Source organism: Pseudomonas inefficax (assembly GCF_032164165.1).
Lineage (GTDB): Bacteria > Pseudomonadota > Gammaproteobacteria > Pseudomonadales > Pseudomonadaceae > Aquipseudomonas > Aquipseudomonas inefficax.
The window spans coordinates 4,501,530-4,515,068 of sequence record NZ_CP134401.1; the positions used below are offsets into that span (position 1 = coordinate 4,501,530).

At 64.9% G+C, this 13,539-nt stretch carries 14 protein-coding genes; 8 read left to right on the forward strand and 6 right to left on the reverse strand.

What is annotated here, in order from left to right:
- The first annotated feature begins 21 nt into the window (after positions 1-21).
- The 5 genes from speB (at position 22) to RIN61_RS20395 (ending at position 4,610) form a co-directional block, all read left to right on the forward strand.
- Complete coding sequence (gene speB, locus RIN61_RS20375) at positions 22-987, forward strand: agmatinase (protein ID WP_112253293.1); 966 nt, start codon at positions 22-24, stop codon at positions 985-987.
- A gap of 226 nt (positions 988-1,213) precedes the next feature.
- Positions 1,214-1,531: a hypothetical protein gene (locus RIN61_RS20380; RefSeq protein ID WP_207878168.1), complete on the forward strand. Its 318-nt coding sequence runs from the start codon at positions 1,214-1,216 to the stop codon at positions 1,529-1,531.
- A 23-nt stretch (positions 1,532-1,554) separates the two neighbouring features.
- The gene (locus RIN61_RS20385) at positions 1,555-2,703 is read left to right on the forward strand and encodes a PQQ-dependent sugar dehydrogenase (protein WP_112253291.1); all 1,149 of its coding nucleotides are present in this window, start codon (positions 1,555-1,557) and stop codon (positions 2,701-2,703) included.
- Positions 2,704-2,907: 204 nt separating this feature from the next.
- On the forward strand, positions 2,908-4,014 hold the full coding sequence (zapE, locus tag RIN61_RS20390; protein WP_313853721.1) for a cell division protein ZapE: 1,107 nt from the start codon (positions 2,908-2,910) through the stop codon (positions 4,012-4,014).
- Positions 4,015-4,028: 14 nt separating this feature from the next.
- Positions 4,029-4,610 carry a DinB family protein gene (locus RIN61_RS20395; RefSeq protein ID WP_133970941.1) on the forward strand — a complete coding sequence of 194 codons (582 nt, stop codon included), beginning with the start codon at positions 4,029-4,031 and terminating at the stop codon, positions 4,608-4,610.
- 31 nt (positions 4,611-4,641) lie between these two features.
- Here RIN61_RS20395 and RIN61_RS20400 read toward each other — a convergent pair whose 3' ends face one another.
- From RIN61_RS20400 to trhP, 4 genes are all read right to left on the reverse strand, one after another.
- Positions 4,642-5,640 carry an alpha/beta fold hydrolase gene (locus tag RIN61_RS20400; RefSeq protein ID WP_112253288.1) on the reverse strand — a complete coding sequence of 333 codons (999 nt, stop codon included), beginning with the start codon at positions 5,638-5,640 and terminating at the stop codon, positions 4,642-4,644.
- Between the two features lie 75 nt (positions 5,641-5,715).
- Complete coding sequence (locus tag RIN61_RS20405) at positions 5,716-6,153, reverse strand: YqaA family protein (protein WP_207878164.1); 438 nt, start codon at positions 6,151-6,153, stop codon at positions 5,716-5,718.
- Positions 6,153-6,581 (reverse strand): DUF411 domain-containing protein, encoded by a 429-nt coding sequence (locus tag RIN61_RS20410; protein WP_313853725.1) that lies wholly within the window; start codon positions 6,579-6,581, stop codon positions 6,153-6,155. The genes RIN61_RS20405 and RIN61_RS20410 overlap by 1 nt, the downstream gene beginning before the upstream one ends.
- A 106-nt stretch (positions 6,582-6,687) precedes the next feature.
- Positions 6,688-8,022 carry a prephenate-dependent tRNA uridine(34) hydroxylase TrhP gene (gene trhP / locus RIN61_RS20415; protein WP_112253286.1) on the reverse strand — a complete coding sequence of 445 codons (1,335 nt, stop codon included), beginning with the start codon at positions 8,020-8,022 and terminating at the stop codon, positions 6,688-6,690.
- 133 nt (positions 8,023-8,155) lie between these two features.
- Between trhP and RIN61_RS20420 the strand changes: the two genes are divergently transcribed.
- Positions 8,156-9,220, forward strand: coding sequence for an AI-2E family transporter (locus tag RIN61_RS20420; protein ID WP_112253285.1), 1,065 nt, complete (start codon positions 8,156-8,158; stop codon positions 9,218-9,220).
- Between the two features lie 43 nt (positions 9,221-9,263).
- Here RIN61_RS20420 and phnX read toward each other — a convergent pair whose 3' ends face one another.
- Entirely contained in the window at positions 9,264-10,091 is an 828-nt protein-coding gene (gene phnX, locus RIN61_RS20425) for a phosphonoacetaldehyde hydrolase (RefSeq protein ID WP_112253284.1), read from the reverse strand.
- Positions 10,092-10,125: 34 nt separating this feature from the next.
- Complete coding sequence (locus RIN61_RS20430; RefSeq protein WP_313853730.1) at positions 10,126-11,232, reverse strand: 2-aminoethylphosphonate--pyruvate transaminase; 1,107 nt, start codon at positions 11,230-11,232, stop codon at positions 10,126-10,128.
- A gap of 357 nt (positions 11,233-11,589) precedes the next feature.
- Here RIN61_RS20430 and RIN61_RS20435 point away from each other — a divergent pair, with 357 nt between their 5' ends.
- A complete protein-coding gene (locus RIN61_RS20435; RefSeq protein ID WP_112253282.1) occupies positions 11,590-12,453 on the forward strand; it encodes a LysR substrate-binding domain-containing protein in 864 nt (287 codons plus the stop codon).
- Between the two features lie 54 nt (positions 12,454-12,507).
- Positions 12,508-13,527, forward strand: coding sequence for an AraC family transcriptional regulator (locus RIN61_RS20440; protein ID WP_207878162.1), 1,020 nt, complete (start codon positions 12,508-12,510; stop codon positions 13,525-13,527).
- The last annotated feature ends 12 nt before the right edge of the window (positions 13,528-13,539 follow it).

The following is a 13,539-nucleotide window of genomic DNA, read 5'->3' on the forward strand; positions in this document are numbered from 1 at the left end:
TAACGACAAAGGAGCCCGACCGTGGAGCAAGCCGCAAACAACGACCAGGCCATCACCCGCGACAGCCTTTATGGCACCGCTGCGGAAAGTACCTACGCAGGCATTACCAGTTTCTCCCGCCGCCGTTACAGCCGCGACCTGCGTGGTGTCGATGTGGTGGTCAGCGGTGTGCCGTTCGATACTGCCACCAGCAACCGCCCCGGTGCGCGCTTCGGCCCACGGGCGATTCGCGCCGCCTCGGTGCAGCAGGCCTGGGCCCGGCACTGGCCGTGGGCGTTCGACCCGTTCGACCACCTGGCGGTGATCGACTATGGCGATTGCGCCTTCGACAGCGGCACCCCGCAGTCGGTACCGGACAGCATCGAGGCCCATGCCACGCATATTCTGGAAGCAGGCTGCGCCATGCTCACCCTGGGCGGCGACCATTTCATCAGCTACCCGCTGCTCAAGGCCCATGCCCGCCGCCATGGCCCGCTGGCGCTGATCCACTTCGATGCGCACAGCGACACCTGGCCGGACGAGGAAGGCAAGCGCATCGACCACGGCACCATGTTCTGGCATGCGGCCCGCGAAGGCCTGGTGGACCCGGCCAGCTCGGTGCAGATCGGCCTGCGCACCACCAATGACGACAGCCAGGGCTTTGCCATCCTCGACGCCCGCCAGGTGCATCGGCAGGGCACCGAGGCGGTGATCGCGGCGATTCGCCAGCGGGTGGGCGAGCGGCCGGTGTACCTGACCTTCGATATCGACTGCCTCGATCCGGCCTATGCGCCCGGTACCGGCACACCGGTGTGCGGCGGGCTGAGCACGGTGCAGGCGCTGGAGATCCTCGGCGGGCTGCGCGGCATCAACCTGGTGGGCATGGACCTGGTGGAGGTGGCGCCAGCCTATGACCATGCCGATATCACCGCGCTGGCGGGGGCCACCCTGGCGATGGAAATGCTGTGCCTGTATGCGGCGCGGCACAAGGTGGACAAGGGCCAGTAACCTGGGGCCGCTTTGCAGCCCATCGCGACACAAGGCCGCTCCTACAGGTAATCGCATACCCCTGTAGGAGCGGCCTTGTGTCGCGATGGGCTGCAAAGCAGCCCCCAGGGCCCATACTGAAACATCAGGAATCATCTCCACCCGCATTCACACTTTTGCCGCGAACCCTTCGCGCCTTAGGCTATCAAACCCACCAGGCGCGGCATTCTCGTACAGGAGGTGAAGCATGACCCCGACATTGCCCATCCTGGCCCTCGGCCTGGTGCTGTGGTTGCCCGCGCAAGCAGCCCCGGAGCTGCCCGTGCAACTCGCCGCCGGCAACAACAACCCCTATAACAGCCCGATCCAGCGCGCCAACCCCAACAGCCGCCAGGGCAGCATGCCGGCCGCACCTCCCGTGCGCGGCCCATCCACCGACCCATACCAGCGCACGCCCACCCTGGACAACCGCGGCATTGGCAACGGCGACAACCTGCGCCGCCAGCAGCAAACCCCGAGCCTGGAGCCCACCCGACCACCTCGCGACAACCCGCGCGCGCCATGAGCGCCCTACGAAAGGAATCCTGCATGCTTCGAGCACCCTGGCTTGTAACCCTGACCGCCGCCGCACTCCTGCCCCTGCTGGCGCAGGCGGCGGCCGAACAGCAGCTGCGCAGTGAAGAAGGCACCTTGACCGTCAGCACAGTGGCCGACGGCCTGCGCAACCCCTGGGCTTTGGCGTTCCTGCCGGGTGGCAAGGACATGCTGGTCACCGAGCGCGCCGGCAACTTGCGGGTGGTCAATGCCGAAGGCAAGGTCGGCCCACCGATCAGCGGTGTGCCCAAGGTCTGGGCCGAGGGCCAGGGCGGCCTGCTGGATGTGGTGCTGTCGCCGGAGTTCGCCAAGGACCGTACCGTGTACCTGTCCTACGCCGAAGAGGGCAGTGACGGCAAGGCTGGCACGGCGGTCGGCCGTGGCCAGTTGTCCCAGGACCGCGCCCGGCTGGAAAACTTCAACGTCATTTTCCGCCAGCAGCCCAAGCTGTCGGAGGGCAACCACTTCGGCTCGCGCCTGGTGTTCGACCGCGACGGTTACCTGTTCATCGCCCTCGGCGAGAACAACCAGCGCCCGACTGCCCAGGACCTGGACAAGCTGCAAGGCAAGATCGTGCGTATTTTGCCGGACGGCGAAGTGCCCAGGGACAACCCCTTCGTCGGCAAGGACAACGTACGGCCGGAGATCTGGTCGTTCGGCCACCGCAACCAGCAAGGCGCCGCACTCAACCCGTGGACCGGCAAGCTGTGGACCCACGAACACGGCCCGCGCGGTGGCGACGAGATCAACATTCCCGAGCCCGGGAAGAACTACGGCTGGCCGGTTGCGACCCACGGCATCAACTACTCGCTTCTGCCGATCCCCGAGGCCAAGGGCAAGCATGTGCAGGGTATGGTCGACCCGCACCATGTGTGGGAGAAGTCGCCGGGTATCAGCGGCATGGCCTTCTACGACAGCCCCACGTTCAAGGCCTGGGACCACAACCTGTTCATTGGCGCGCTGGCCACCCAGGAGCTGATCCGCCTGCAGCTGGATGGCGACAAGGTGGTGCATGAAGAGCGTTTGCTGGGTGAGTTGAAGTCGCGTATCCGCGATGTGCGGGTGGGGCCGGATGGTTACCTGTATGTGCTGACCGATGACAAGGACGGCGCGCTGCTCAAGGTAGGCCTGGGCGACGCTTGATCACCACTGTTGTACGCGGCCCCTGTGGGAGCGGGCGTGTCGAGGCGTCGAACCGCCGCGAAGCAGGCGCCGCGGTGGATGGCACGGGCTTCGCCCGTGTTCGCGGGCACGCCCGCTCCCACAGGGATCGCCGCAGCCTTTTGAATTTGGGTAATACCGTTGTTCCCACAAGGTCCGCGGTGTGTCAGCCGTGTAGAATGCCGCATGGCTATCGATCCCCACTCCCTCTACCAGCAGGCCCTGACCACCCAGGGCTATGTCGCCGACCCTGCCCAGGCCTGCGCTGTCGAGGCCTTGCAGGTCTGCTTCCAGGCCCTCGAACAGGGCCGCCCAACCCAGGGTATCTACCTGTGGGGCCCGGTCGGCCGGGGCAAGACCTGGCTGATGGACCAGTTTCACCGCTGCCTGCGGGTACCCAGCCGGCGCCAGCACTTCCACCACTTCATGGCCTGGGTCCACCAGCGCCTGTTTCAGCTCAACGGCACTGCCGACCCGCTGCTGGCGCTGGCCGGGGAACTGGCCGGGCAGATTCGCGTGCTGTGCTTCGACGAACTGTTCGTCAACGACATCGGTGACGCGATCATCCTCGGCCGCCTGTTCCAGGTATTGTTCGACCAAGGCGTGGTGATCGTCGCCACCTCCAACCAGCCACCCGAGCAGCTGTACCGCGACGGCTTCAACCGCGAGCGTTTCCTGCCGGCCATTGCCGCCATCCAGCGGCACATGCAGGTGCTGCCGGTAGCCGGCGAGCAGGACCACCGCCTGCACCCCGGCGCCGAGCGCCAGCGTTACTGGGTGGCGCAAGCGGGGCAGGCCAGCCAGCTGGACGAGGTGTTCCGCCAGCTCAGCCCCGGCGATGCAGGCCAAGACCAGCCCTTGGCGATCGGCTCCCGGCAGGTGCAGGTGGTGCGGCGCAGCGCGCAGGCCATCTGGTGCCGCTTCACCGACCTGTGCGAGCAGCCGCTGGCAGCCATGGAGTTCATGGCCCTGTGCGACCGGTTCCCGGCCATTCTGGTGTCGGGCATTCCGGCGCTGGGTGGGGAGCAGCGGGCCGGGCGCATTGCTCGGGGCACCGAGGATGCTGCGGCGCGGGTGGTGGCGGGTGACCGCGAGCTGCCGGCGCTGTCGCCCAAGGACGACGCAGTGCGCCGCTTCATTGCCTTGGTCGACGAATGCTACGACCGCCGGGTGGCGTTGTACCTGGAGGCACAGGTGCCGCTGGATGCGCTCTACACTCAAGGGTATCTGGCGTTCCCGTACCAACGGACCCTGAGCCGGCTACGGGAGATGCAACTGCAACGCTTCGCCTGAAAAGGAGCCGAACCATGGAGCCGTTGTCGCATCATCTGCTGACCCAGGCCTACAACAATGGCTGGGCCAACCACCGCCTGTACAAGGCCTGCCTGCAACTGACCCAGGACGAATTCGTCGCACCCCGCTGCAGCTTTTTCCCCTCGATCAAAGCCACCCTCAACCACCTGCTGACGGTGGACTGGTTCTACCTGCACATGCTCGAGTGCGAGCAGCGTGGCGAGCAGCCCGACGCCGACGGCGAGCGCTTCTTCGAGCCGGAACAGCCGTTTGCCACCTGCACCGACCTGCATGCCGAACAGGCCCAGGCCGACCACCGGCTGATCGCCTATTGCCGCGGCCTGCGCGACGGTGAACTGGGGCGCTATGTAAGCATCGTGCGCCCCGAGCGGGTGCAGCGCGAGCAACGGCTGCGGCTGTTGGCGCACCTGTTCGAGCACCAGGTGCATCACCGTGGGCAGGTGCATGCGATGCTCAGTGACACGGCAGTGAGGCCGCCGCAGCTGGATGAGTTTTTCTGTGAAGAAGAGGCAGGGTTGCGGGCGGTGGACTTTGCCGAGCTGGGCTGGACAGAGGAGCAGGTCTGGAAAGTGTAGGGGGCCGTAAAGCGGCCCCCCGCCTATTGGCTCACTTGCCCAACCACTCCACCAGCGTACGGTTGAACCGCACCGGCTCCTCGATCTGCGGCGCATGCCCCATGCCTTCAAAGGTAATCAGCTCACCCTTGGGAATCAGCTTGGCCACCTGCGGCCCCAGCTCTGCATACTTGCCCAGCTTCGCTTTCACCTCTGGCGGCGCGATATCACTGCCGATGGCCGTGGTGTCCTGGTCACCGATCAGCAGCAGGGTGGGCATCTGCAGGTCCTTGAATTCGTGGTACACCGGCTGGGTGAAGATCATGTCGTAGATCAGCGCCGAGTTCCACGCCACCGCTTCATGCCCTGGCCCCTTGTTCAGGCCCACCAGCATCTGCACCCAGCGCTCGTACTCCGGCTTCCAGCGCCCGGCGTAGTAGGTCTTGCGCTCATACTCGCGCACGCCTTCGGCATCCAGCTTGAGTTCGCGCGCATACCACTGGTCCACCGTGCGGTAGGGCACGCCCAGGGCTTTCCAGTCTTCCAGCCCGATGGGGTTGACCATCGCCAGGCGCTCTACCTGCTGCGGGTACATCAGCGCATAGCGGGTGGCGAGCATGCCGCCGGTGGAGTGGCCAAGCACGATGCTTTGCTTCACGCCCAGTTGTTCGAGCAGGGCATGGGTGTTGCTCGCCAGTTGCTGGAAGCTGTACTGGTAATGGGCTGGTTTGCTGGAGCTGCAGAAGCCGACCTGGTCGGGGGCGATGACCCGGTAGCCGGCCTTGCTCAGGGCATCGATGGTGGTTTCCCAGGTGGCGGCGCAGAAGTTCTTGCCGTGCATCAGCACCACGCTGTGGCCGTTGGCCTGGCCCTGGGCGGGTACGTCCATATAGCCCATCTGCAGGGCCTGGCCCTGGGTCTTGAAGTCGAAATGCTTGAGCGGATGCGGGTAGCTGAAGCCCTCTAGCTGGGGGCCATAGGTGGGCGATTCGGCAGCGATGGCCGAACTGCCGGCGAGGCAGGCCAGGGCCAGGGCGGTTGCGCGCAGCATGGGGGCACTCCGTGTAGGGCCATGTAGGAAGGGGCGACTGTAACAGCCAGTGGACCACGCGGAACGTGAAAGGTGTTACCAGGCGTGAAACCAGCCCAGGGTAATCATCGCCAGCACCCCATAACGGCCGGCCTTGGCCAGGGTCACCAGCAGCAGGAAGCGCCAGAACGGCTCACGCATGATGCCCGCGATCAGCGTCAGCGGGTCGCCGATCACCGGCATCCAGCTGAGCAGCAGCGACCATTGCCCCCAGCGCTGGTAGCGCTGTTGCGCGCGCTCTAGCTGGGCAGGGCTGAACGGGAACCAGCGCTTGTCGCGCAGGTGCTCGATGGCCCGCCCCAGCACCCAGTTGAGCACCGAGCCCAGCACATTGCCCAGGGTAGCCACCAGCAGCAGGGTGGTCCAGGCTTCGGGCTGGCGCAGCAAAAGGCCGACCAGCACGGCCTCCGATTGCAGCGGTAGCAGGGTGGCGGCACCGAAGGCGCTGAGGAACAGCGCCCAAAGGCTGAGCATCAGTAGTTGGCGACCACGGTGTCCTTGCCGTCCTGGGTCACGCCGATGACCTGGTAGGCATCCTTGTGGTCACCCATTTCCATGCCGGGCGAGCCCATGGGCATGCCCGGCACGGCCAGGCCCTTGAGGTCGTTGCGCTTGGCCAGCAGGCGCACCTGCTCGGCCGGCACGTGGCCTTCGACGAACTTGCCGTCGATCATCCCGGTATGGCACGACGCCAGGCGTGGCGCCACGCCCAGGCGTTGCTTCACCTCGCTCATGTTCGGCTCGACATGGTCGTTCACGGTGAAACCGTTGTCGCGCAAGTGGTTGATCCAGGCCTTGCAGCATCCGCAGTTGGGGTCGCGGTAGACGTCGATGGTCTCGGCGGCCTGGGCCAGGCCAGTGACGGCCAGCAGGCCCAGGGTCAGCAAGTGTTTGCGCAGCATGGTGAAGCACTCCTTCCAGCGGTAGTTCAGCAGCATAGCGTAAGCGGCTTGCACGATGTTCGCCGCTGGCACCTGTCAGGTACCTGAGGCGCACATTACAGGTTTGTCAGCTGGCCGCCTCGTCGGTGCCGAGGTCGCGCATCAGCAAGGCGTAGTCGAGCGTGACCTGCTCCGGAATCGGCAGGTACACCACGTGGCCGTCACCCGGAGCCACCTCGATGGCCTGCTGCTGGCGGTCGCACAGGCGGTGCAGGTCGAAGTGGTAGTTGCCGCGCGGGGTCATCAGCTCCAGGTGGTCACCCACGGCGAAGCGGTTTTTCACCTTGACCTCGGCCAGGCCGTCGACGCGCACCCCGGTCAGTTCGCCAACGAACTGCTGGCGCTCGGACACCGAGTTGCCGCGCTGGTAGTTCTGGTATTCGTCGTGCACGTGGCGGCGCAGGAAGCCTTCGGTGTAACCGCGTTGGGCCAGGGATTCGAGGTTGTCCATCAGGGCGCGGTCGAATGGCCGCCCGGCCACCGCGTCGTCGATCGCCTGGCGGTATGACTGCACGGTACGGGAGCAGTAGAAGTGCGACTTGGTGCGGCCTTCGATTTTCAGCGAGTGCACGCCCATGGCCGCCAGGCGCCCGACGTGCTGGATGGCGCGAAGATCCTTGGCATTCATGATGTAGGTGCCGTGCTCGTCTTCGAACGCCGGCATTTCGGTACCGGGGCGGTTGCTTTCCTGCAGCAGGAATACCTGCTCGGTGGGGGCGCCCAGGCCCAGGGTCGGCTGCACTTCGCGCACGATGTCGCCGTTGGCGTTCTCGGTGGCCGGGGTGGCGTCATACTTCCAGCGGCAGGCGTTGGTGCAGGTGCCCTGATTGGCATCACGCTTGTTGAGGTAGCCCGACAGCAGGCAACGGCCGGAGTAGGCCATGCACAGGGCACCGTGAACGAACACCTCCAGCTCCATGTCCGGCACCTGCTGGCGGATTTCCTCGATCTCTTCGAGCGACAGCTCGCGCGACAGGATCACCCGGCTCAGGCCCAGTTGCTGCCAGAACTGCACGCTGGCCCAGTTGACCGTGTTGGCCTGCACCGACAGGTGCACCGGCATCTGCGGGAAGTGCTGGCGTACCAGCATGATCAGGCCTGGGTCGGACATGATCAGCGCGTCCGGTGCCATCTCGATCACTGGTGCCAGGTCCTTGAGGAAGGTCTTGAGCTTGGCATTGTGCGGGGCAATGTTGACCACCACGTAGAAGCGCTTGCCCAAGGCATGCGCCTCCTGGATGCCCAGGGCCAGGTTGGCATGGTCGAACTCGTTGTTGCGCACCCGCAAGCTGTAGCGTGGCTGGCCGGCGTAGACCGCGTCGGCGCCATACGCGAAGGCGTAGCGCATGGTCTTGAGGGTGCCGGCGGGGGCCAGCAGTTCGGGCTTGGCGATAAGGGTCATGTGCGCACCGGAGCGAAAGGCGCGGATGCTAGGGTTGGCAGACACGGCGCGTATTGATTTGCATCAAGGGAATGGCGGCACTTTTGCCCAGGTGCGGTGCACTAATAACGCATAAGCCATGCGAGGACCCGCAATGAACCAGACCGCCCTGCAGAACAAAGCCCTGGCAGTACTGCTGGCGCTGGTGACCATAGCTTTCATCTGGATCCTGCTGCCGTACTACGGTGCGATCTTCTGGGCGGTGATACTCGGCATCCTGTTCGCCCCGCTGCAGCGCCACCTGCTGCTGCGTTTCGGCCGCCGGCGCAACCTGGCCGCAGCGACCACCTTGCTGGTGTGCCTGCTGGTGGCGATCCTGCCGGTGATCATCACCAGCGCGCTGCTGGTGCAGGAGGGAGCCGCCCTGTACCAGCGCATCGAGCACGGGGAGCTGGACATTGCCGGTTATGTCGAGCGCGGCAAGGAGATGCTGCCGGCGTTTGCCCAGCAGGGCCTGGACAGCATGGGCATGGGCAACCTCGACGGGCTGCGCGACAAGATCAGCAAGTGGGCCACCCAGGGCAGCCAGGTGTTGGCCAGCCAGGCGTTCAACTTCGGTCAGGGAACGTTTGAGTTCGTGATCAGCTTCGGCATCATGATGTACCTGTTGTTCTTCTTCCTGCGCGAAGGCGCGGAGGTGGCCCGCCAGGTGCGTCTGGCAGTGCCGCTGCCCGAGCAGCAGAAGCGCCGTTTGCAGTTGAAGTTTAACCGTGTGGTGCGGGCGACGGTGAAAGGCAACGTGCTGGTGGCCATTACCCAGGGGGCATTGGGCGGTTTCATCTTCTGGGTGCTGGATATCCCGAGTGCGCTGGTGTGGGCGGTGCTGATGGCGTTTCTGTCGCTGCTGCCGGCGGTAGGGGCAGGGATCGTGTGGGCACCGGTGGCGGCGTATTTCCTGTTGACCGGGGCGATATTGTCGGGGGTGATCCTGACCGCGTTTGGCGTGCTGGTGATCGGCCTGGTGGACAATTTGTTGCGGCCGATTTTGGTGGGCAAGGACACGCGCATGCCGGACTACCTGATTCTGGTGTCGACGCTGGGCGGGCTGGCGGTGTTCGGGCTCAACGGTTTCGTGATCGGGCCGTTGATCGCGGCGCTGTTTGTGTCGAGCTGGGCGATCTTCGCGGCGACCAAGCCCCAGGTGCAGTTGCCGGAGTAGGGGTGGGCCTTCATGGGGCCGCAAAGCGGCCCCAGTGGCCGGGTCAGGATGTTTGCGGCATCTCACCCTGGGCCAGGCGCCGGTTGATGTCGGCGATCACTTCGGGCAGTTCGTTGATGGTGTCTATCAGATAGTGCGGTCGAGAGCCGGCGAACAGGGCGTGGATGCGCTGGCGCTCGCTTTCCAGCTTCTCGGCGCTAAGCGCGCGGTAGCCTTCCCAGGTCAGCCCCAGGGCATTGCCCGAGCACACCAGGGCCACGGTCCACATGCCGGCGCGGCGGCCTTCGAGGATGCCCGGCACGGTGTCGTCGACCTTCACGCAGGCCGCCACATCGTCGATACCCAGCGCAATCACGTTGGCCAGGGCCTGGGCCGGCCATGGGCGGCCGTTCGGGGTTTCGTCGGTGGCCACAACATGGTCGGCCACGTAGCCGTTCTGCGCGGCCAGCTCCACCACCTTGTCCATCACCACCTTCGGGTAACCCGAGCAAGAACCGATCTTCAGGCCGTCCTGGCGCAGCCCGGTGAGGGTGTCCAGAGCGCCGGGGATCAGCGCCGAGTGCACGGCGATCTTCTCGATCTGCAGCGGCATGAAGCGGTTGTAGATGGCGGTGACATCATCGTCGGTCGGGGTACGGCCGAACACCTTGCGGTAGCGCTCGGCAATTTCCGGCACATCGCACAGGGTGCGGATGTGGTCCCACTTGCCCATGCCCATCGGGCCGCGGGCTTCTTCGATGGACACCTGCACATCGAATTCGGCAAAGGCTTCGACAAAGATCTGGGTCGGGGCGAAGGAACCGAAGTCGACCACGGTGCCGGCCCAGTCGAGGATGGCGGCTTGCAGCTGCGTTGGGTTGCTGTAGTTCATGTGCGCGTGTTCCTGAAATTGGGTGGGCAAAGGGTCAGATATCCAGCACTTCCATTTCCCGCAGCACTTCGGCCACGGCATTCACGGCAGCCTGCATGCCATCGGCTCCGACCACGCCGATGCAGCCGACACGGAAGGTTTCCACCTGGGTCAGCTTGCCCGGGTAGAGGATGAAGCCCTTGGCCTTGACCCGCTCGTAGAAGTCCTTGAACTGATAGCGGGGATCCTTCGGTGCGTGGAAGGTGACTATGATCGGCGCCTGGATATCGGCAGGCAGGAAGCTGAGCAGGCCGATGGCGGCCATGCCGTCGAGCAGGGTCTTGCAGTTGTCGGCGTAGCGCTGGTGGCGCGCTGGCAGGCCACCTTCCTCGTTGTATTGCTGCAGCGCCTCGTGCAGGGCAGCGACCACGTGGGTCGGCGGGGTGAAGCGCCACTGGCCGGTCTTGGCCATGTAGGCGTGCTGGTCGTGCAGGTCCATGGCCAGCGAGTGGGCGTTGCCTTCGGCGGCGGCCAGGGCGGTTTTCTCGGCGAACACGAAGCCCATGCCGGGTACGCCTTCCAGGCATTTGCCGGAGGCGGCAATCAGCGCCTCGAAGGGGATCGCGCGGGCATCGATCGGCAGTGCGCCGAACGAGCTCATGGCGTCGATGATCAGGCGCTTGCCGTGGCCTTTGATCACCTGGGCGATCTCGGGCAGCGGGTTGAGGATACCGGTGCTGGTTTCGCAGTGGATCAGCGCGACATGGGTGATGGTCGGGTCGGCGGCCAGCAGGCGGTCGACGTCGGCGGCGGTGGTCGGTTGGTCTTCGGCGGTTTCGAAGGTGCTGTAGTTGCGGCCCAGTACCTTGCAGATCTTTGCCAGGCGCTGGCCATAAGCGCCATTGATCAGGACCAGAACCTTGCCATCACGTGGCACCAGGGTGCCTATCGCGGCTTCCACGGCGAAGGTGCCGCTGCCCTGCAGAGGCACGCAGTGGTGGCTGGCGCTGCCATCGATGATGGCCAGCAGTTGCTCGCAGACACTGGCAGTCAGTTGGTTGAAGTCGCGGTCCCAGGAGCCCCAGTCCACCAGCATGGCTTGGCGGGTGCGGATTGATGTGGTCAGGGGACCGGGAGTCAGCAGAATCGGGGCGTTGCTCATTCCGTTATTCCTCACAAGCGGTGGGCTGAAACTACGGGGCCTAGGTTGCAATTGGCGCTGTCATCAATCAAATTGTTTGTTGTTATCCGAGCTATAAGTCGTGCCGATAAATGGCCCCGCGTTCCTCTGCTTTACGCCTGTTTCCCTCGACGATTTCATCGCGCAGCACCTGCCTGCCTGGCCAGTCAGAAGCAACTGGCCACGTTTACCGGTCCACCTGTCATACGTGCTATCGCGCTCATTCGAGAAGCAGTTGGTACCTGGCCACACATGCCTTCGCTGATTGCCCTTGCTAGCTGACGCCCTCATCAGTCAAATTGCTCGCAGACAATTCGAGCATTAGCCAGGCCTATGTCCATGAACCTGTTCCAGTTGCGTGCTTTCGACGCGGTAGCCCGTGAAGGCAGTTTTACCCGCGCCGCCGCACGCCTGTTCATCAGCCAGCCGGCGGTGACCGGTCACATCAAGGCGCTGGAGGAGCATTATCAGATTACCTTGCTGCGGCGCACGGCCCGCCGGGTGGAGCTGACAGAAGAGGGCACCCGCCTGGCAGCCATCACGCGGGCCATGTTCAGCCTCGCCGACGAAGCGCAAGCCATGCTCGAAGCCAACCGGCAACTACTGACCGGGCGTCTGGAAGTGGCCGCCGACGGCCCGCATCGGGTCATGCCGATGCTGGCAATACTGCGCGAGCGCTACCCGGGTATCACCGTCAATCTGCGGCTGGGCAATGCCCAGGAAACCCTGGCCGCGTTGCTCGGTGAACATGCCGATGTCGCCGTGCTGACCGAGATCGAACCGCGCAAGGGCTTGCATTTGCAGAGCCTTTGCCAGTCACGCCTGTGTGCCTTGCTGCCAGTGGGGCATGCCTGGGCGGCAGAGCAGGGCGACCTGCCGCTGACAGCGCTTCATCAGCAGATCATGGTACTGCGCGAGCCCAGTTCCACTACCCGCCGCACGTTCGACAAGGCCTGCCTGGCGGCGACGGTGCAGCCGCGCGTACTGCTGGAGCTGGACAGCCGCGAAGCGGTCACCGAGGCAGTGGCAGCGGAACTTGGCATTGGCGTGGTTTCGTCCACCGAGGTCGCCAGTGACCCGCGGGTGGTCGCCCGGCCCCTGGCCGGGCAGGGGCTGGTCAACCAGCACCTGGTCGGCTGCCTGGAGCGGCGCCGGGAACTGCGCCTGATCCAGGCTTTTCTGGGGCTGGCGGCAACACTCTGATGGCGGTTGCCCAAGGTGGCCGTAACTACCGAGATCAAGCCGACGGGACGGCCGATGAGCGAAAAAGACACCATCTCCATGCACCTGGTGCGTGAGGCACTTTTACAAACCTGCCCGGCCGGCGAGCCTGACAGGGGTTTGCTGACGCGCGCCGGTATCGACGCCGACCAGTTGCACCAGCCGGATGCGCGCGTTGGGGCGCAGGCCTATGCCCGGCTCTGGCGCCTGCTGGCGCGGCGTTGCAACGATGAGTTTTTTGCCATGGACCCGCGCGGCTTGCGCAATGGCAGCCTGGCGTTCATGTGCCGGGCCAGCATGGCGCAACCTACCCTCGGCGCCGGCCTGGAAACGGCCCTGGCCTTTTTGTCATTGATGCTGCAGGACCTGCAACCGGCCCTGGTGCGTCAGCAGGGCTTGGCCGAGATCGTGATCAACGAACCCCGCGATCAACCCCGCCGGGCGTTTACCTATTTCACCTTCTGGATGATCGTGCATGGTGTTGCGTGCTGGTTGGCCGGGCGACGCATTCCGATACTGGCCATCGACCTGCGTTGCAGCGCGCCGCCATTTTGCGAAGACTATCGCGTGATGTTCTCGGACAACCTGCACTTCGAGCGGCCATTGACCCGGCTGGTAATGGCGGCAGACGGCCTCGACCAGCCGCCGCGTCGTACCGAAGAAGAGCTGCAGCGCTTTCTTGCCGAAGCGCCGGGCAATATCCTGGTGAAATACCGTGACCCAGCCAGCCTGGGCCTGCGTATCCGGAGCGATCTATTGGGCCTGGACCCTGGCCGTTGGCCCGACAGCGACAGCCTGGCAAGGCGTCTGTGCTTGTCACCTTCCACCTTGCGCCGTCGCCTGGCTGAAGAAGGGCAGTCGTATCAAGGCCTTAAAGACAGCGTCCGGCGCGAGCTCGCCATTGCCTGGTTGAGCCAGCCACAGCCAGGCATGGTTGAAATTGCCGAGCGCCTGGGGTTTGCCGACAGCAGCTCGTTCTACAAGGCATTTCGCAAATGGTTTGGCTGCAACCCTGGGCAATATCGCGAGCAGACCCAGGCCCGCGGCAGGCGTTGACGGGCTGTTGAA